Annotated in this window: 15 protein-coding genes; 6 read left to right on the top strand and 9 right to left on the bottom strand. The window is 68.1% G+C overall.

Features of this window, described 5'->3' with window-relative positions:
• Positions 1-43 precede the first annotated feature (43 nt).
• A complete protein-coding gene (locus ACXMYJ_RS01335) occupies positions 44-2,194 on the bottom strand; it encodes a catalase (RefSeq protein WP_460353461.1) in 2,151 nt (716 codons plus the stop codon).
• 59 nt (positions 2,195-2,253) lie between these two features.
• Positions 2,254-3,912 carry a thiamine pyrophosphate-requiring protein gene (locus tag ACXMYJ_RS01330; RefSeq protein WP_460353458.1) on the bottom strand — a complete coding sequence of 553 codons (1,659 nt, stop codon included), beginning with the start codon at positions 3,910-3,912 and terminating at the stop codon, positions 2,254-2,256.
• A 50-nt stretch (positions 3,913-3,962) separates the two neighbouring features.
• Between ACXMYJ_RS01330 and ACXMYJ_RS01325 the strand changes: the two genes are divergently transcribed.
• A complete protein-coding gene (locus ACXMYJ_RS01325) occupies positions 3,963-6,296 on the top strand; it encodes a Tex-like N-terminal domain-containing protein (protein WP_460353456.1) in 2,334 nt (777 codons plus the stop codon).
• Positions 6,293-6,940, top strand: coding sequence for a sensor domain-containing protein (locus ACXMYJ_RS01320; protein WP_460353454.1), 648 nt, complete (start codon positions 6,293-6,295; stop codon positions 6,938-6,940). Before ACXMYJ_RS01325 ends, ACXMYJ_RS01320 begins: the two co-directional genes overlap by 4 nt.
• Here the strand turns inward: ACXMYJ_RS01320 and eutC are convergent, their stop codons facing one another.
• From eutC to eat, 3 genes are read right to left on the bottom strand one after another with little or no spacing between them, the layout of a single operon-like run.
• Entirely contained in the window at positions 6,941-7,693 is a 753-nt protein-coding gene (gene eutC, locus ACXMYJ_RS01315; protein ID WP_260752613.1) for an ethanolamine ammonia-lyase subunit EutC, read from the bottom strand. It abuts the gene before it with no gap.
• On the bottom strand, positions 7,690-9,099 hold the full coding sequence (locus tag ACXMYJ_RS01310; protein ID WP_260752614.1) for an ethanolamine ammonia-lyase subunit EutB: 1,410 nt from the start codon (positions 9,097-9,099) through the stop codon (positions 7,690-7,692). Before ACXMYJ_RS01310 ends, eutC begins: the two co-directional genes overlap by 4 nt.
• Positions 9,096-10,535 carry an ethanolamine permease gene (eat, locus tag ACXMYJ_RS01305; RefSeq protein WP_260752616.1) on the bottom strand — a complete coding sequence of 480 codons (1,440 nt, stop codon included), beginning with the start codon at positions 10,533-10,535 and terminating at the stop codon, positions 9,096-9,098. The genes ACXMYJ_RS01310 and eat overlap by 4 nt, the downstream gene beginning before the upstream one ends.
• 369 nt (positions 10,536-10,904) lie before the next feature.
• On the opposite strand from eat, the gene ACXMYJ_RS01300 reads away from it, so the two are divergent.
• Both ACXMYJ_RS01300 and ACXMYJ_RS01295 read left to right on the top strand, forming a co-directional pair.
• Complete coding sequence (locus ACXMYJ_RS01300) at positions 10,905-11,729, top strand: hypothetical protein (RefSeq protein ID WP_460353451.1); 825 nt, start codon at positions 10,905-10,907, stop codon at positions 11,727-11,729.
• An 18-nt stretch (positions 11,730-11,747) separates the two neighbouring features.
• Positions 11,748-12,911 (top strand): acyl-CoA dehydrogenase family protein, encoded by a 1,164-nt coding sequence (locus tag ACXMYJ_RS01295; RefSeq protein WP_460353448.1) that lies wholly within the window; start codon positions 11,748-11,750, stop codon positions 12,909-12,911.
• Between the two features lie 20 nt (positions 12,912-12,931).
• On the opposite strand, the gene ACXMYJ_RS01290 is transcribed toward ACXMYJ_RS01295, so the two are convergent.
• On the bottom strand, positions 12,932-14,206 hold the full coding sequence (locus ACXMYJ_RS01290; RefSeq protein ID WP_460353446.1) for a spinster family MFS transporter: 1,275 nt from the start codon (positions 14,204-14,206) through the stop codon (positions 12,932-12,934).
• Between the two features lie 152 nt (positions 14,207-14,358).
• Between ACXMYJ_RS01290 and ACXMYJ_RS01285 the strand changes: the two genes are divergently transcribed.
• On the top strand, positions 14,359-14,637 hold the full coding sequence (locus tag ACXMYJ_RS01285) for a hypothetical protein (protein ID WP_260752618.1): 279 nt from the start codon (positions 14,359-14,361) through the stop codon (positions 14,635-14,637).
• 79 nt (positions 14,638-14,716) lie between these two features.
• Positions 14,717-15,187 carry a DUF5078 domain-containing protein gene (locus ACXMYJ_RS01280; RefSeq protein WP_260752619.1) on the top strand — a complete coding sequence of 157 codons (471 nt, stop codon included), beginning with the start codon at positions 14,717-14,719 and terminating at the stop codon, positions 15,185-15,187.
• A gap of 102 nt (positions 15,188-15,289) precedes the next feature.
• Here ACXMYJ_RS01280 and ACXMYJ_RS01275 read toward each other — a convergent pair whose 3' ends face one another.
• The 3 genes from ACXMYJ_RS01275 to ACXMYJ_RS01265 are packed head-to-tail and all read right to left on the bottom strand — an operon-like array spanning position 15,290 to position 18,968.
• Entirely contained in the window at positions 15,290-15,640 is a 351-nt protein-coding gene (locus ACXMYJ_RS01275) for a DUF732 domain-containing protein (protein WP_460353442.1), read from the bottom strand.
• On the bottom strand, positions 15,637-18,543 hold the full coding sequence (locus tag ACXMYJ_RS01270; RefSeq protein WP_460353440.1) for an MMPL/RND family transporter: 2,907 nt from the start codon (positions 18,541-18,543) through the stop codon (positions 15,637-15,639). The genes ACXMYJ_RS01275 and ACXMYJ_RS01270 overlap by 4 nt, the downstream gene beginning before the upstream one ends.
• The gene (locus ACXMYJ_RS01265; protein ID WP_260752623.1) at positions 18,540-18,968 is read right to left on the bottom strand and encodes an MmpS family transport accessory protein; all 429 of its coding nucleotides are present in this window, start codon (positions 18,966-18,968) and stop codon (positions 18,540-18,542) included. The genes ACXMYJ_RS01270 and ACXMYJ_RS01265 overlap by 4 nt, the downstream gene beginning before the upstream one ends.
• Between the last annotated feature and the right edge of the window lie 188 nt (positions 18,969-19,156).

The following is a 19,156-nucleotide window of genomic DNA, read 5'->3' as shown; positions in this document are numbered from 1 at the left end:
CTTCTGTCCTACGCTGTGCGGAGCAGTATCCGGAAAGCGAATATCACTTTCTGCGGCGAGTCCGGCGGGTGGCCGGTGCCGCCGCGCGCACCGGTGCCACCGCCGAGGCCATCACCGAATCGGCGCGGTCCCACACCCGGTGCAGACCCAGCGCGGCCAGCAGTTCGGCACCGAACGACGACGAGGCGTCATCGTCGGTCACCACGCCGGGATCCTGCAGGTCGATGTCGACCTTCTGCAACGCCGCACGCGCATCGCCCCACGCGCCCAACGGCTTGCAGTGCCGCAGCATCTCGTGCAGCAGGATCACCATTTTGATGTCGACATTCTCCAGTGCGCCGCCGGCCACCACGACGGCGTCGAACTCGATCGAGCGCGCGGTGTCGAAGGTGCGGTCCACGGTCAGGGTGCGCCGGCCCGACTTCAGAGTGCCGCCCGCCGGCGCGACGATCGCCGGGATGACACCGGCCTTGTCCAGCGACTTGACGAGTTTGGCGACCCCGGCGAGATCGGAATCCCTGTCGGCGATGATCGCCACCTTGCGCCCCTTCACCGGGCCCGGAGTGGTGACGACCTGCGACAGGGCCGGTGACAGCGTCACCTCGGCCGGTGGATTACCCTTCGGCGCGGGCAGTCCGAGTCCCTGCGCCACCTGCTCGCAGAGTTCGGCGTCGACGTTGGACAGCACCTCCAGCTGCCGTTCCTTGATGGCTTGCTCGTAGCACTTGCCGAGCTCGAAGGTGAACGCCTCGACGACGTGTGCCTGCTCGATCGGGGTCAGCGAGCGGTAGAACATCGCCGCCTGGGTGAAATGGTCGTCGAACGACGTCGGTGCGACCCGCGCCACCCGGCCCTCCACCGGACGGGCGGTCTGCACGTAGCCGCCCTCGTCCGCATCGGCGACCACGGGCTCGCCGCCGTCGATGCTGTTCGGCCGGTACGGCGCCTGCCCGGTGTGGATCGCCGTCTGGTGCATGCCGTCGCGCAACATGTCGTTGACCGGGCAGCGGGGCCGGTTGATCGGCAGCTGGGTGAAATTCGGGCCGCCCAGCCTGGTCAGCTGTGTGTCCAGGTACGAGAACAGCCGGGCCTGCATCAGCGGGTCGTTGGTGACCTCGATTCCGGGGACCAGGTTGCCGGTGTGGAAGGCCACCTGCTCGGTCTCGGCGAAATAGTTGGTGGGGTTGCGGTTGAGCGTGAGCTTCCCGATCAGCTGCACCGGGACCAGTTCCTCAGGCACGATCTTGGTCGGGTCGAGCAGGTCGATGCCCTCGAAGGTCTCGGTGCCGTCGTCGGGCATCACCTGCACGCCGAGCTCATACTCCAGTGGCGCGCCCGCCTCGATGCCGTCGGCCATGTCGCGGCGGTGGAAGTCAGGATCGAAACCGGCGGCCAGCTGGGCCTCCTCCCACACCAGTGAGTGCACCCCGGCGACCGGCTTCCAGTGGAATTTCACCAGGCTGGTCTCGCCCTTGGCGTTGACCAGCCGGAAGGTGTGGACCCCGAAGCCCTCCATGGTGCGGTAGGACCGCGGGATGCCGCGGTCACTCATGTTCCACAGCACGTGGTGGGTGGCCTCGGTGTGCAGGGACACGAAGTCCCAGAACGTGTCGTGCGCCGACTGGGCCTGCGGTATCTCACGATCGGGATGCGGCTTGCCCGCGTGGATCACGTCGGGGAACTTGATGCCGTCCTGGATGAAGAAGACCGGGATGTTGTTGCCGACGAGATCGAATGTGCCTTCGTCGGTGTAGAACTTGACCGCGAAACCCCGGGTGTCACGCACGGTGTCGGCGGACCCGCGGGAACCCAGCACGGTGGAGAAACGACAGAAGACGTCGGTCTGCTTACCCTTGGACGCCAGGAACGCCGCTTTGGTGATCGAGGCGGCGTTGCCGTAGGCCTCGAAGACGCCATGGGCCGCAGCGCCTCTGGCGTGCACCACCCGCTCGGGGATCCGTTCGTGGTCGAAATGGGTGATCTTCTCCCGGAGGTGGAAGTCCTCCATCAGCGTGGGGCCGCGGCTGCCCGCCTTCAGCGAGTGGTCGGTGTCGGGGATCCGGACGCCCTGCGCGGTGGTGAGGAACCGGCCCGTCTGTGCGCGCGGATCAGGTTGTTCGTCAGTGCTTTTCGACGCACCGGTGGGACTGACCTTGGCAGGGGCGGACTGGTCTCGCTTACGCGGAGCGGGCATGTGGTGCCTCCGTATCGACGGGTGGGGGAGCCCTTCCGACGTACCCGTTGGAGAACGTGTCAAACGCTCGGGATCTCCGGATCGCAGCGCACATCGAGCAGGGTGGGCCCCGGCGCCGACAACGCCCAGTCCCACGCGCGGCCGAGGTCGTCTTCCGATTCGACCGTCCTGGCGTCCACGCCCATGGTCTGCGCCACCGCGGCGTAGCTGACGGCGGGCAGGGTCTGGGACGGCTCGAACCTCGGCGTGCCGCTCTCGCGCAGCTCCCAGGTCACCTGGTTGAGGTCACCGTTGCCGAACACGCACACCACGAGGCGCTGGTCGTCCCACTCGTCGCGGTAGCGGGCGATGGTCAGCAGTTCGTTGAGGCCGTTCATCTGCATCGCGCCGTCACCGACCAGCGCGATCGCGGGACGGTCGGGATAGGCGAATTTCGCGCCGATCGCGTACGGCACCGCACACCCCATCGAGGCCAGCGTTCCCGACACCGATCCCCGGACACCGGCGGTGAACTTCACACACTGCGCATACCAGGCTGTCGAGGATCCGGAATCGGCTGTCACGATCGCGTTGTCCGGCAACCGATCCGACAGCTCCCAGGCGATACGCATCGGATTCACCGGCTGAGCCGGACGCATGCACTCCCGTTCCAGATCAGTCCACCACCGCCGCACGTCCGTTTCGATGCCTTCGCGCCAGTGGGTATGAGGCTTCGGACGTAGATGCTGTTGCAGCCCAGCCAGAGTGACCCGGGCGTCGGCGACGATGTTCAGCTCGGTCGGATACCGCATCCCGATCGAGGTGCCGTCGTCGTCGATCTGGACCGCGCGGGCCTGACCGAACTCTGGGAGGTACTGGGTGTAGGGGAAGTTCGAGCCGACGATCAGCAGGGTGTCGCAGGCGCGCATCATCTTGTGGCTCGGTCGGGACCCGAGCATGCCGATCGGGCCGGTGACGAACGGCAGGTTATCCGGTAGAACGTCCTTGCCCAGCAAGGCTTTCGCCACTCCGGCGCCGGTGAGTTCGGCGACCCGGACGACCTCCCGCCGTGCCCCGCGTGCGCCCTGGCCGATCAGGATGGCGACCCGTTCGCCGTCGTTGAGGATCTCCGCCGCCCGCCGCACCTGGCCCTCGGCGGGCGTGATGACCCCGAACTCGTCGACGGGATCGCTGGACGGGACGTGCTTGCCCTGGTGCTCTGGCGGTTCGTACTCCGTGTCCTGAAGATCGGACGGGACGATGACGACCGTCGGCGCGCGCCGGCTCCTCGCTGTCCGGATGGCCCGGTCCAGCGCCATGGGCAGCTGTTCGGACACGTTGACCTCGACGACATAGTCACTGGCCACGTCGGCGAACAGCGCCTGCAGGTCCACCTCCTGCTGGTAGCTGCTGCCCATCGCGCTGCGCGCGGTCTGCCCGATGATCGCGACCACCGGCACATGGTCGAGTTTGGCGTCGTAGAGACCGTTGAGCAGGTGGACCGCGCCCGGTCCGGAGGTCGCCAGGCAGACCCCGACCTCGCCGGAGAACTTGGCGTACCCGACGGCGGCCATCGCGGCCATCTCCTCGTGGCGGGCCTGGACGAACCGGGGATCGTCGTGGGCGCGGCTCAGCGCCGAGATCAGCCCGTTGATGCCGTCACCCGGGTAGCCGAAGACGTGGGTGATGTTCCACTGGCGGAGGCGGTCGAGGATGAAGTCGGACACATCGGTGGGCATACCGGCGGCTACCCGCCGGGCTGTCAGTGAAACCGAGTAGGGTTCCGCGCGTGATCAAGTCTGGCCCGGTCAAATCCGTAAACGCCCGTCTCGCTGCAGAACTGGCCGTGGGGGAGTCGCAGGTCGCCGCGGCGGTGCGCCTGCTCGACGAGGGTGCGACGGTGCCGTTCATCGCCCGCTACCGCAAGGAGGTGACCGGCAGCCTCGACGACGGTCAGCTGCGTGTGCTGGAGGAGCGGCTGGCCTACCTACGCGAGCTCGACGACCGGCGCAACGCGGTGCTGGCCTCGATCAAGGAGCAGGGCAAACTCACCGATGACCTGACCGCGGCGCTGATGGCCGCCGACACCAAGGCCCGTGTCGAGGACATCTATCTGCCGTTCAAACCGAAGCGGCGGACCAAGGCGCAGATCGCCCGCGAGGCTGGCCTGCAGCCGCTGGCCGAAAGCCTGCTGACCGACCCGGCCCAGGTGCCCGAGGAGGCGGCCGCGGAGTACCTCGGTGAGAGCGTGCCCGACGCCGCCGCGGCACTCGACGGGGCACGCCACATCATCGTCGAGCGCGCCGCCGAGGACGCCGAGCTGGTGGGCGCACTGCGGGAACGCTTCTGGGAGCACGGCGTGCTGAGGACCAGGCCCGCATCCGAGGGATCCGTGAACGCGGAGAAGGCGCAGAAGTTCCGCGACTACTTCGACCACTGCGAGCAGCTCTGGGCGATGCCGTCCCACCGGGTGCTGGCGGTGCTGCGCGGCGAGAAGGAGCAGGTGCTGGCGCTGAGCCTGGACGGCGGAGACGAGGACACCTACCAGGCGATGATCGCCGCCGCGCTGGGCATCGACCTGACCGCGGCCGCACCGGCCACCCCGTGGCTGGCTGCCACGGTCGGCTTCGCGTGGCGCACCCGGCTGTCGGTGTCGGCGTCGGTGGACGCCCGGGTGCGGCTGCGGCTGCGGGCCGAGCAGGACGCCGTCGCGGTGTTCGCCAAGAACCTCAAGGACCTGCTGTTGGCCGCGCCCGCGGGCAACCGCACCACGATGGGGCTCGATCCCGGCTTCCGGACCGGGGTGAAGGTCGCCGTCGTGGACGGCACCGGCAAGGTGCTTGACACCTGCGCGATCTATCCGCACCAGCCGCAGAAGCAGTGGGACCAGGCCAAGGCGACGCTGGCAGCACTGGTGGTGCGCCACGGCGTCGAGCTGATCGCGGTGGGCAACGGCACCGCGTCCCGCGAAACCGACGCGTTGGCAAGTGAACTCATCGCCGACATTCGGGCAGCGGGGGGCGCGGCGCCGGCCAAGGCGATGGTCAGCGAGGCCGGCGCGTCGGTGTACTCGGCGTCGGCCTACGCCGCGCACGAGCTGCCGGATCTCGACGTCACCCTGCGGGGTGCGGTGTCCATCGCCCGGCGCCTGCAGGACCCGCTCGCCGAGCTCGTCAAGATCGAGCCCAAGTCCATCGGGGTGGGGCAGTACCAGCACGACATCACCCCCGGCATCCTGGCCAGAAGCCTTGGCGCGGTGGTCGAGGACGCGGTGAACGCCGTCGGCGTGGACCTCAACACCGCGTCGGTTCCGCTGTTGTCGCGGGTCTCGGGGATCACCGAGTCGCTGGCCGAGGCGATCGTCGCGCACCGCGACAAAGCCGGCCGGTTCCAGAACCGCCGCGCGCTGCTCGACGTTCCCCGGCTGGGGCCCAAGGCTTTCGAGCAGTGCGCCGGCTTCCTGCGGATCCGCGACGGGCAGGACCCGCTCGACGCGTCCGGCGTGCACCCCGAGTCCTATCCGGTGGTGCGGCGCATCCTGGACCGCTCGAACGTCACGCTCGCCGAGATCATCGGCAACGAACGCGCGCTGCGGCAACTGCGGCCCGTCGACTTCGCCGACGACCGGTTCGGCATCCCGACGGTGACCGACATCCTCGCCGAACTGGAGAAGCCCGGCCGCGACCCTCGTCCGGCGTTCACCACTGCGACGTTCGCCGCCGGAGTGGAGAAGGTCGCCGACCTCAAGGTCGGGATGATCCTGGAGGGCGTGGTGACCAATGTGGCCGCGTTCGGCGCGTTCGTCGACGTGGGTGTGCACCAGGACGGGCTCGTGCACGTCTCGGCGATGGCCGACCGCTTCGTCTCCGACCCGCACGAAGTGGTGCGCTCAGGTCAGGTGGTGCGGGTCAAGGTCGTCGACGTCGACGTCGACCGGCAGCGCATCGGCCTGAGCCTGCGCCTCAACGACGAGGCCAAGCCCGAGCGCGGCCCCCGGCGCGCCGAACGGCCGGGACCGCCGAAGCGGAATCCGCAGCGCACCAACAACTCCGGACGTCGTGAGCAGAGCCGCCCGGCCGGCTCGATGGCGCAGGCGTTACGGGACGCGGGCTTCGGCCGATGACGAAGGCGGCGCGATGGTGCTCGGCGGGGGTCGGGATCGTCGCGCTGCTGACCTCCTGCACCCGGCACGTGGACAACCCGCAGGCGCGGCCCGCATCGCTGGCCGCGCCGATCACCACGCTTCAGGTCGCCGATCTGCTCAGCCCGAAGGTGTCCGGCGAGGACGGCAATCTGTTCGTGGTCGCCGAGCCGGAGCACTGCGCCGGGCTGGCCCGCGAGGTGGACCCGCCGTTCCTCGACGCGCCCGGCCCGCTGGCCACCGACGGCGGGCACTGGATGACCGAGGACGGCCGGTTCTACGTCGAGGAGATGGTCGCGGTCTACCGATCGGATTTTGATCCCGCCACGGCGCTGGACACGGTGCGGCAGACCGTAAAACGGTGTGGCGGTACGGCGTTGAGCGTCACGACGATGCGGGACCGCACCTACGACTTCGAGGTGCGGCCACACCCGTCGACCGCACCGGAGGGCACCGTGCTCTGGTCCCTGCGCGCGCCTGATTGGAATTGCGACAACCTGTTCGTGGCCGCGCACAACGCCGCCGTCGAGATCACCACCTGCGGTGGCGCACCCGGCTATGACGTGCCGGCGCTGGCCGCCGACGCGCTGAAGCGGATCGAGGCGCTGGCCGACACCACCGCGTGATCAGCCGGGCAGCTGGGCCCGCGAGGTGTCCTTGAGCGCCACCCCCGAACGCCCGAGCCGCCGGGCGCCGGCGACCAGGACGGCCGCGGTGCGGGCGGCGGTGCGGTAGTCCAAACCGTCCGGTGGGTGGATGTTGGAGATGCAGTTGCGGTCGGCGTCGGTGCGGCCCACCCGCGGCTGATGGGTCAGGTAGATCCCAAGACTGTCCGCAACCGACAGGCCCGGACGCTCGCCGATGACCATCAGCAGTGTCGTCACGCCCAGTGCCGCGCCGACGTGGTCGCCGAGCGCGACCCGCGCCTGGGTGGCGATCACCGGCGGCGCCAGCCGGTAGTGGCCGTCGAACTCATCGGCCAGCGCGGTGAGCAGTCCGACGCCGTGCTCGGCCAGCGCGCGCGGGGACAGCCCGTCGGCTAGCACGACGCCGATGTCGGCCCCGGTCTGGGGCAGCGCGTCGACGTCGGCCGGTTGGCGCCCGAGGTCGGGCCGGCGCAGGTATTCGGCACGGTCGGCCGCGCGGCTGCGCACCAGCAGCGGTGCGCCGAGACCGAGAGCCTCTACCTCGGCGGCGAATGCGTCGGTGTCCAACGGCACATGGACGGCGTCGCGGGCCGCCGAGTGGGCGGCCTTGAACTCCAGCACGCGACGCGACGGCAGGGCGTTGCCGGCCCGCCCGAGACCGATACGGGCCCGGGTGGCGCTGCGCAGCGGCGCCCAGACATCCTCGGGGGAAACGTCTTTCGCGGCGCTCATGACCCAGCCGCCAGGGCCAGCAGCGGAGAGGCGGCTGGATCGACCGGCAGCACCCTGCCGTCGTCGTCGGCCATGCCCAGCCGGGCCAGCCACGCCTCGAACTCCGGCGCCGGCCGCAGCTTCAGCGCATTGCGGACATACAGCGCGTCATGGAACGCCAGGCTCTGGTAGCCCAGCATCACGTCGTCGGCGCCGGGCACGGTGATGACGAAGGCGGCACCGGCCACACCGAGCAGGGTCAGCAGCGTGTCCATGTCGTCCTGATCGGCTTCGGCATGGTTGGTGTGGCACACGTCCACACCCATCGGCAGCCCGAGCAGCTTGCCGCAGAAGTGGTCCTCCAGCCCCGCCCGGATGATCTGTTTGCCGTCATAGAGATACTCGGGGCCGATGAAACCCACGACGGTGTTCACCAGCAGCGGGTCCAGCGCCCGGGCCACGCCGTAGGCCCTGGTCTCCAGCGTCTGCTGGTCCACCGGGCGGCCGCCGGTGCCCAGGTGCGCTCCCGCCGACAGTGCCGAACCCTGCCCGGTCTCCAGATACATCACGTTGTCGCCGACGGTGCCGCGGCCCAGCGCGCGGCCTGCCTCGTTGGCCTCCTGCAGCATCGGCAGCGTGATGCCGAAGCTGGCGTTGGCGCCCTGGGTTCCGGCGATCGACTGGAACACCAGGTCGACCGGGGCGCCCCGCTCGATGAGCTCCATCGTGGTGGTCACGTGGGTCAGCACGCAGGATTGCATCGGGATGTCGAACCGCAGCCGGATCTCGTCGAGCAGATGCAGCAGATCCTCGGTGTGCTGCGGCGAGTCGGTGGCCGGGTTGATACCGATGACCGCGTCACCGCAGCCCATCAGCAACCCGTCCAGCGTGGCCGCCGCGATGCCCCGCGGATCGTCGGTCGGGTGGTTGGGTTGCAGCCGCGTCGCCAGCGTGCCCGGCACCCCGATCGAGGTCCGGAACGCGGCGTGCACGGCAGCGCCCGCGGCCACCGCGATCAGATCCTGGTTGCGCATGATCTTCGACACCGCCGCCACCATCTCCGGGGTGAGCCCCGGAGCGACCGCCGCGATGCGTTCGGCGCTGCCGGCCTGACATGCGGTGTCCAGCAACCAGTCTCGTAGGCCGCCGACGGTCAGGTGGGCCACCGGGGCGAACGCCTGCCGGTCGTGGGTGTCGATGATCAGCCGCGTGACGTCGTCGGTCTCGTAGGGCACCACCTGTTCGTCGAGGAAGGTGGCCAACGGTAGATCGGCGAGAATCCATGCCGCAGCGGCTCTTTCGGCATCGGATTCGGCCGCGCACCCGGCGAGCTCGTCGCCGGAGCGGACCGGGGTGGCCTTGGCCATCACCTCGACGAGACCGTCGAACTGGTAGGTGTGCCCGCAAACCTGTTGGCGGTAGGTCACCTGAGCTCGTCCTCGGCGGCGGCCACGGCGGCGAACTCCTCGTCGGGGGAGTTGGCCACCAGATGGTGCCGGCTGTAGAGACCGAAGTACGCCATGAACGCCGCGAAGACCAATAGGCAGCACAACGCGGCGACGCTGTCCACCAGGAACGTCGCGATGACCGCCAGTACCGCGATCACGAGGGCGAAGCCCGTCGTGATCACGCCGCCCGGGGTGCGGTAGGGCCGCGGCATGTCCGGCTCGTTCTTGCGCAGCACGATGTGGCTGACCATCATCAGCACGTAACTCAGCGCGGCTCCGAACACCGCCATGTTCAACAGCAGGGCCCCCTGGCCGATCAGCGACAACAGGAACCCGATCACGCCGGGCACAATCAACGCCAGCGTCGGTGCCTTGCGCGAGTTCGTCACCGACAGGATCTTCGGCAGGTACCCGGCCCGCGACAGCGCGAAGAGCTGGCGCGAGTAGGCATAGATGATCGAGAAGAAGCTGGCGATCAGCCCGGCGAGTCCGATGTAGTTGACGACCTTGGCCCAGGTGCTGTCACCGAGGGCCTCGACGAGCGGGTTCCCCGACTCCGACATCGCGGCCGCGCCGCCGGCGCCCGGTGTGAGGACCAGCACGGTCACGCACGTCACCAGCAGCACCGCCATTCCGGCGATGATTCCCTTGGGGACGTTGCGCTCCGGTTCGGCGGCCTCCTCGGCGGCCAGCGGGACGCCTTCGATGGCCAGGAAGAACCAGATCGCGAAGGGGATCGCCGCCCAGATTCCGAGCAGACCGAAGGGCAACAGGGGCGAGGCGCCGGCAGCGTCGGTGACCGCGATATCGGTCAGGTTGGCGCTGTCGAACCGCGGGATCGCCGCGATGGCGAACACCACGAGGCCGACCAGCGCGATCGCGGTGATCACGAACATGACCTTGAGCGCCTCCCCGACACCGGACAGATGGATGCCGATGAAGATGGCGTACGCGGCGAGGTAGACCCACCACCCGTCGGTGATGCCGAACAGGTTGAGCGATTCGACGTAGGCGCCGATGAACGTCGCGATCGCGGCCGGCGCGATCGCGTACTCGATCAGGATGGCGGTGCCGGTGGCGAACCCGCCCCACGGGCCGAGTGCCCGGCGCGCGAACGTGTACCCGCCGCCGGCGGCCGGCAGCGCCGACGACATCTCGGCCATGCCGAGCACCATCGCCAGGTACATCGCCGCGATGATGACCGCGGCGATGGCCAGACCGCCGAAGCCGCCCTGCCCGAGGCCGAAGTTCCATCCGGAGTAGTCCCCGGACACCACGTAGCTGATGCCCAGCCCGGCCAGCAGGATCCAGCCGGCGGTACCCTTCTGCAATTGCCGCTTCTGCAGATATTCCTGTGACTCGCGGTGCTCCTCGACACCGCGCGTGGCGCGGTGGGCACGACTCTCGCCGCTCATGAACCGAACTCCCTTCGACGTGTGGGGTAGCACACTACTCCCGTGACGTTGCATGCGCGTTGCAATGCGGTTCGAAATTGGTTGCGTCACAACTCTTTTGAACGGAACGAAGGTGCAGAAAGGACCGGCGTGGCCCCCGGTGTGCACATCCTGCACGCCGCGCGGAACTCGCGGGGCGGCGTTACGCTCCTGCCGGTCTGCCGAACGCCTGGCGAAACCTAAAGGTCTGAGAGTCGACCTTTAGGGGGAGCCTATGGCGTGCGGCGGACCGTGTCCAGTACCGATCGGGCATGAAGCCGACTTTTGTAACACCGGTTCGACGGCGCCCGATAGATCGCACACACCGGTGAACGACGGGAAGGGGACGCCGTGGGCATGGTTCTGGGGCTCTCACTGACTGCCCACGCCGTCGCCTGGGTGCTGGTCGACGACACCGACGGCGCCGTCCTCGATCATGACGATCTCGAGTTCCGGGCCGGCACGGAGACCGCCGGGGCCGCCGCCAGGAGCGCCCGCACGATCGCGACCGCCGGCGGCCATGACGTCGACCGGATCCGGCTGACGTTCAGCGACGACGTGACCCGCGACGGGCACCGGTTGCGTGAGCAGCTCGACGAGCTCCAGATCGCCGACGTCGACACCGTGCCGCTGGCAGACGCGATGCGCGTGATGATCGCCCCCGACACCGCGCCCCGCCTCGCCCTGGCCTACGGGGCTGCCCTCGCCGAGAGGCCCGCCGAGGAGACGGCCGGCCCCCGTCGCGGCCTGAGCCGCCGCAGGATCGCGATGGCCGTCCTCGGCGCGGCCGCGGCCGCGTTGCTGACCGCCCTGAGCTTGACCTCGGGCGCGGTGCCGGAAGTTCAGCAGACGGCCGCCGCGGCGTCTGATCAGGCCGATACCGGCTGGGTCGCCGTGTCCGCGCCCGCCAGCGGTGTCGCCGGCATGGTCCGCAAGGTGGTCGAGCCGACCGAGCAGGTCGTGACCCCGTCGTGGCGACCCGCGCCCAGGGCATACGTCCCGGTGCCGGCACCGGCCCGGGCCGCCGTTCCCGCCGCGGTGCCGCACCTGCCCGCTCCGCAAGCCCCGCAACAACATCTCACCGGCGAATGGCCGGGCCCCGCCACTGTCGTCACCGTGACGCCGGTGCCGGTGGAGATGACAGATCCGACGAACATGTTCACTGCCCTGCCCTGAGCAGCTAACGTCGACGCCGTGACGGCGGTGACCGAACGCGCCCGGGGCCTGCGCGAGCTGGTGCGCGAACAGGCGGCAGAATCCGAGCGGATCCGCACCATGACGCCGGCGGTCGTGGACGCCATGTGGTCGAGCGGGTTGATGACCGCGTTCAACCCGGTACCGGCCGGCGGGGTGGAACCGACCTTCGCCGAGATGATCGAGACCTGGATCGAAATGGCTTGGCAGGACGGCTCGTTCGGCTGGGTCGGGATCGCCAACCTACCGTCGTCCTTCGCCGCGGCCGCCTATCTTCCCGACGGCGGATTCGCCGAGGTGTTCACCGCCAACGACAACCGCGTCACGATGGGCGGGCAGTTCTTCCCCAACGGACAGGGCATCGCGGTCGACGGCGGCTACCGGCTGACCGGATCGTGGAGTTTCGGTTCGGGCACCGGACACGCCGAATACGTCGCGGCCGGGTTCCTGCCGATGGTCGACGGTGAGATGCAGTGGCTCGCCGAAGGCGTGCCGGACATGCGGGTGGCCGTCGTGCCACGCGCGGATGTGCTGTTCAAGGACGGCTGGCACGTCCAGGGTCTCAAGGGCACCGGTTCCTACGACTACGCGATCGAGGACGTGTTCGTCCCGCTCGACCGCACGTTCGCGTTGTTCACCCGTGAACCGAAGCGGGGGAGTTCACCGGCGACGCGGATGGGCATGATGCCCGTGACCGCGGCCGGTCACGCGGCCTGGGCACTCGGCGTGGCCAAGAGCATGCTCGACGATGTCACCGAGCTGGCGGCGACCAAGTTCCGGATGAGCGACATGGCGGCGCTCGCCAGCCGGCCGACATTCCAGAAAGCGCTGGCGCACCACGTCGCGGCCTGGCGCGCCGCAAGGCTGCTCGTACTCGACGCGTTCGGTAGCGCCGAATCCGCGGTGGCCGCGGGCGGTGAGCTGACCCCCGCCCTGCGCGCGGACATGCGGGTCGCGGCGGTGTTCGCCACCGACACCTCCCGCGCCTGCGCCGAGTGGGCGCATCTGTCCGCCGGGACCAGTTCGATCCGGGAGGGCAGCCGCCTGGAGCGGGCCTTCCGGGATCTCTACACGGGAACCCAGCACGCCTTCATCAGCGAGAAGGTGGCGATCGACGCCGCCCAGGTGTGGCTCGGCGTCGTCGAGGACCAGTTCGGGCTCTGATCGCGGGGCGCTCGATCAGCTCAGGCGACGATCTCCCGCAGATAGCGCCGGCTCGCCAGCAGGTAGCAGCCGATCGCGACCAGGTGCATCACCGGTACCACACACAGCATCGCCCGGCCCAGTGACATGTCGCCGACTTCGCTCTTCAGCGCGTCGCTGATCATGCCCGTCACGAGTGGGCCCACCGAACCCACGATTGCGCTGAAGAACAGGAAGATGGCCGAGGCCGTGGCGCGCTGCTCGGCCGGAACCAGCCGCTGGATCGCCGCGATCGACGGTGCCATGTAGGCGGTCCCGACGACGTAGCTCAACGCGATGAAGCACACCGACAGCGTCGTGCTGCCCACGACGAAACCCAGCGTCGAGAACGGGATAAGCGCCGCCGTCATCGCCGCCACCAGCCACAACAGCCAACGGGGATCGAAAGCCGACAGCCGGTCGGCGATCTTGCCGACGACCAGCAGCCCGAGGATGCCGGTGACGCCACTGGCCAGGCCGTACTGCAGCCCGACCTCACCCAGTGACATGCCGCGCGCACGCATCAGGAACGCGGGCGCGAACGTCGTCAGCGCGTAACCGGCCACCGAGATCGACGCCGCCCCCGCGACGATCGCCAGATAGCTGGGCTTGCGCAGGATGTCCCACCACTTGACCGGAACCTGCCGCACCGCAACGGCTTCGGTCACAGGCCGCTGCCTGCGCCCGACGACGGCCAGCACCACCGGAACGAACGCAACGCTGATCACGCCCATCACCACGAACGCCGTGCGCCAGCCGAGCGCCTGGGCCAGCAGGCCGCCGCCGATCAGGCTGGCCGCGCTGGCCAGCGGGATGGCCAGGGTGATGACGGCCAGCGGAGCGGCGCGGCGTTCGGGCGCAAAATTGCGGGCGACGTAGGCGTGCGCGGCGGGGGTGGAACCGGCCTCCCCGATCGCGACGCCCACCCGGGTCAGCGCGAGCTGGAAGCCGGACTGCACGGCGCCGCCGAGCATCGTCATCACCCCCCACAGCGACAGGCACCCGGAGATCACCAGGCCGTACGCGCCCCGGTCGGAGACGCGCGCGATCGGGATACCGATGAGCGCGTACACGGCGAGAAAGCCGAAGCCGTTGATCACCCCGATGGCGGTGTCGGACAGCGACAGGTCCTGCCGGATGGGTTCGGCCAGCACTGCCGGCAGGAACCGGTCGGCGTAGTTGAGTGTCCCGACCACCGCGAGGACCGAGACCGCCGCCCACGCCCGGCGCGGTCCGTGTGTGTCGCTGCCTGTTTCGACGGCCGATGGTGCCGACATCAGTTCTCCTCGCTGGACGCGTTACAGACGGAACCAAGAATGTCATGCGCGCGGGCTCGAGGCAGGCAAACCGCGCCCCCCGGATTGGCCGCGTCCACCGCTGGTTATATATGCTAATTATCCCGCCCGGTTACCGACCCGAGAGTGATGCGATGACCTCGATCAAGACCACGCTGTCCGTCGCCGCGGTCGCATGCGGACTGGCCGCCGGCCTCTGGGGTGCGGCTGCCGTCGCCGGCGCGCAACCGGCGCCTCCGCCACCGCCTCCCGTGCTCGGTGAGGTGCCGCCGGCCTGGGCGCCCCCGAAGCCCGCCGAGGTCTGGATCGGCCAGCCGGTGGTCTGGAATTCGGGCTGGGGCGGACGCTGGGGCGTGTGGATCAACGGTGGATGGATCTCGTTGACCTCCAACCCGGTCACCGGTGGTGGCTGACCGGGAGCGGGGCCCCCGAATTGCCTAGCTGCGCTATAGAATCTTCGAGACCCGACCGAACGATGAAGCTGGAGAAACGATGAGCGGACTGATGAGTCGCGTCGCACGGGTGGGTCTGGGATTCCTCGGCGCCGCCGCGGTCAGCGCGAGCCTGGCCGGACCGGCCGTCGCCGATTCCACCGAGGACTATCCGATTCCGCGTCGGATCATCCACACCACATGCGACGTCGAGCAGTACATGGCGGCTGCCCGGGACACCAGCCCGGTGTACTTCGAGCGCTACATGATCGACCGGAGCAACCGGCCGGCCGACGTCCAGCAGGCCGCGTTCGACCGCATCCACTGGTTCTTCTCGCTCGACCCGGTGGGCCGCCGCCAGTACTCCGAGAACACCGCGACCAACGTGTATTACGAGCAGGTCGCCACCCGGTGGGGCAACTGGGCCAAGCTGTTCTTCAACAACAAGGGCGTCGTGGCGCACGCCACCGACGTCTGCATGAACTATCCGCGCGGCGACATGTCCGTGTGGCACTGGCCCGTCGCCCGGTAACCGGGACAGCCCCGCCCGTCGGAAGCACGAACGTGGGGGTTGTGCACGGATTTTCAGACAAATGCGTGCACAACACCCACACTCGCGTGGAACTGTTGAGGGCTACTGGCGCGCTTGGTCCAGGACCGGCAGCCGGTCAGGGCAGTAGGTCCGCAGTCCGGCGGCGAGGAACTTCCACGCCTGTTCGGTCGTGGTGTCCTTCTCCAGCTGATTGCGCACGAAGTCGGCCGCCTCGAACGCGGTGGCGTCGACACCGGTGGCGATCCGCTTGCAGGTGATCTTGCCGATCCAGGCGTTGTAGTCCTTCTGGCCGTAGATCCCGTACGTGTTCAGCTCGTTGGTGAATGCGGTGTCGGGGTCGGCTGCCGCGGGTATGGCGAAGACCAACGACGCCGGCGCCGCGAACGTCAATCCCGCGGCCACCGCGGCGACACCGATCAGTGCGCGTTTCATACCTTCACTCCTTCAGACGGATCCGATTGCAGCCCACCGGGTCTCGGCCACGGTGCGGGGACGGGACGGGTGCGGACCCGTTGGGGCCACCAGAACCAGGGCCCGAGCAACGCGGCGATCGACGGCGTCATGAACGCACGGATCACCAGTGTGTCGAACAACAGGCCCAGACCGATCGTCGTACCGACCTGACCGATCACGGTCAATTCGCTGACCGCCATCGACATCATCGTCAGCGCGAAGACCAACCCCGCCGCCGTCACCACCGAGCCGCTGCCGCCCATCGCGCGGATGATGCCGGTGCCGATGCCCGCGTGTATCTCTTCTTTGAGGCGGGACACCAACAGCAGGTTGTAGTCCGCGCCCACGGCCAACAGGATGATCACCGCCATGGCCAACACCATCCAGTGCAGCGGCTGGCCGAGGATGTGCTGCCAGAACAGCACCGACAGCCCGAACGACGCGGCCAGCGACAGCACCACGGTGCCGACGATCACCGCAGCCGCCACGATGGCCCGGGTCAGGATCAACATGATGATGAAGATCAGGCCGAGCGCGGAGATGCCGGCGATCAACAGGTCGTAGTTGTTGCCGTCCTGCATGTCCTTGAACGTGGCCGCGGTTCCACCGAGATAGATCTTGGAGCCCTCCAGCGGGGTGCCCTTGACGGCCTCCTTCGCCGCGGTCTTGATCTTGTCGATCTTGGCCACGCCTTCGGGGCTGAGCGGGTCACCCTCATGGGAGATGATGAAGCGCACCGCATGCCCGTCGGGGGACAGGAACTGCTCCAGCCCACGCTGGAAGTCCTTGTTCTCGAAGATCTCCGGCGGCAGGTAGAACGAGTCGTCGTTCATCGAGTCGTCGAACGCCTCACCCATGGCGTCGGCGTCCTCGGACATCGCGGCCATCTGGTCCTGCTGACCCTTCTGCGACTGATACATCGTCAGCATCATCGTCCGCATGGTCTTCATGGTCTCGATCATCTCGGGCATCAGCGCGACCATCTGCGGCATCAGCGTGTCCAGCCGCTTCATGTCCGGCAGGATCTCGCGGAAGTCGTCGGTCATCACGTTGATGCCGTCGAGGGTGTCGAACACCGACCGCAGCGCCCAGCAGACCGGGATGTTGTAGCAGTGCGGTTCCCAGTAGAAGTAGTTGCGGATCGGTCGGAAGAAGTCATCGAAGTTCGCGATGCTGTCGCGGAGGTCCTCGATGTCGGTGAGCATGTTCTCCATCTTGCTGACCATGCTGTGGGTGATGTCGGCCATCTGCGTGGTCAGGTTCGACATCTTCTCCATGGTGGCGATCGTGTTCGCCATCTCGTCGGCCTGCACCAGCATGTCGGCCATCCGGTCCTGCATGTACTTCTCGTTGAGCCGCTGCGTCGTGCCCTGCATGCTCATCTGGAACGGAATCGAGGTGTGCTTGATCGGCTTGCCGTCGGGCCGGGTGATCGCCTGCACCCTGGCGATGCCCTCGACGCGGAAGATCGCCTTGGCGATCTTGTCGATGACGAGGAAGTCCGCCGAGTTCCGCAGATCGTGATCGCTCTCGATCATGAGCAGCTCGGGGTTCATCCGGGCCTGGTCGAAATGCGCGTCGGCGACGGCATAGCCCTGGTTGGCCGGCAGATCCGCCGGCAGGTAGTCGCGGTCGTTGTAGTTGGTCTTGTAGCCGGGCAGCGCCAGCAGGCCGACCAGCGTGATCGCCATCGCCGCCACCAGGATCGGGCCCGGCCAGCGGACGATCGCGGCGCCGACCTTGCGCCAGCCACGGATGCGCATCGCGCGTTTGGGCTCGAGCAGTTTGCCGAACCGGGTGGCGACGCTGATGATCGCGACCATCAGCACGACGCCCGCCATGACGACCACGAACATGCCGATGGCCAGCGGGATACCCATGGTCTGGAAGTAGGGCAGCCGGGTGAAGCTCAGGCAGAACGTGGCGCCCGCGATGGTCAGACCCGACCCCAGCACCACGTGCGCGGTGCCGTGGAACATCGTGTAGTACGCGGTCTCTTTGTCCTCGCCGAGTGTTCGGGCCTCCTGATATCGGCCTATCAGGAAGATCGCGTAGTCCGTCGCCGCGGCGATGGCCAACGTCACCAGCAGGTTGGTGGCGAACGTCGAGAGCCCGATGATCTCGTGGTAGCCCAGGAACGCCACCACGCCGCGGGCCGTGGCCAGCGACAGCACCACCATCACCAGCGTGATCAGCACGGTCACGATGGACCGGTAGACCAGCAGCAGCATGACGATGATGACGGTGAACGTCGCCGCCTCGATGATCCGCATGCTGCGGTCACCGGCGATGTGCTGGTCGGCGGCCAGCGCGGCCGGACCGGTCACGAACGCCCGCACACCCGGCGGCGGCTCCAGGCTGTTGACGATCTGCTGGACCGCCTTCACCGACTCGTTGGCCAGCGCCTCGCCCTGGTTACCCGCGAGCTTGACCTGGACGTAGGCCGATTTGCCGTCGTTGCTCTGCGAACCCGACGCGGTGAGCGGGTCGCTCCAGAAGTCCTGGACCGACTGCACGTGCGTGGTGTCGGCTTCCAGCCGGTCGACGAGCTCGTCGTACCACGCGTGCGCGGCGTCGCCGAGGGGTTCGTCGCCCTCGAACACGATCATCACCGAGCTGTCCGAGTCGCCTTCCTCGAACAGCTCACCGACCTTCTTCATCGAGATCATCGACGGCGCGTCTTGCGGGCTCATCGACACGGCCTGCATCTCGCCGACCTTCTCGAGCTGCGGCACGGTGACGTTGACCACGACGATCAGCGCGATCCAACCGAGGATGATCGGAAGGGCGAACAGCCGGATCATCCGGGGGATGAACGGGCGGTGAGGTCGACGCGCAGCGGGGAACTCGTCGGTGCGGGCGTCGGAAACTGGTGTGCTCATGCGGATTTCACAAAGCAGAAGGTCTGGGCGTTCAAGCCGTCCGTCGTCCTCTCGTCCTTCAACTCGTCGTCGACATAGATCCGGCACGTGATCGTCGAGCCGTCACCCTGGGCGACGATGTTGGGAGCTGCGGATGGTTCGGTGGTCTCCAGCGTGAGCGACCACGGCAGTGGCGCGCCGTCGACGCGCTGCGGCTTGGCGTCGAGGTCGAGGTAGTTCACGTCGGCGTAGGAACCCGAGCCGGTGATCTCATAACGGACGACTTTGGGGTCGAACGGTTCGGGGAGATCGGCGAAGTTGCGTGGCGTCTCGATGATGCCCTCGGAGCCGAAGAACGTCCGGATGCGCGCGACGGTGAGGCCTGCGATCACCACGACGACGATGATGAGCAACGGGAGCCACACCTTCTTGGCAATGGCGATCACGACTGCCGGCCCCGACTAGTGGCGCGCATTAGACCCCTGAGATTCGTATCCTGCGATTGAGCAGATCGTAACTTAGCCCGTATAAGTTCTCACCCGGCGCCAGATTAGCTCAAGAAAATGTGGCGCTGCTAACTCGTCGCCGAATCCTGCGAGTCAGGTCACTGACAACGGATCGTCGCCTAAGATGC

It is taken from the genome of Mycobacterium sp. ZZG (genome assembly GCF_054786995.1).
This window is presented reverse-complemented; position numbering and strand designations above follow the sequence as displayed.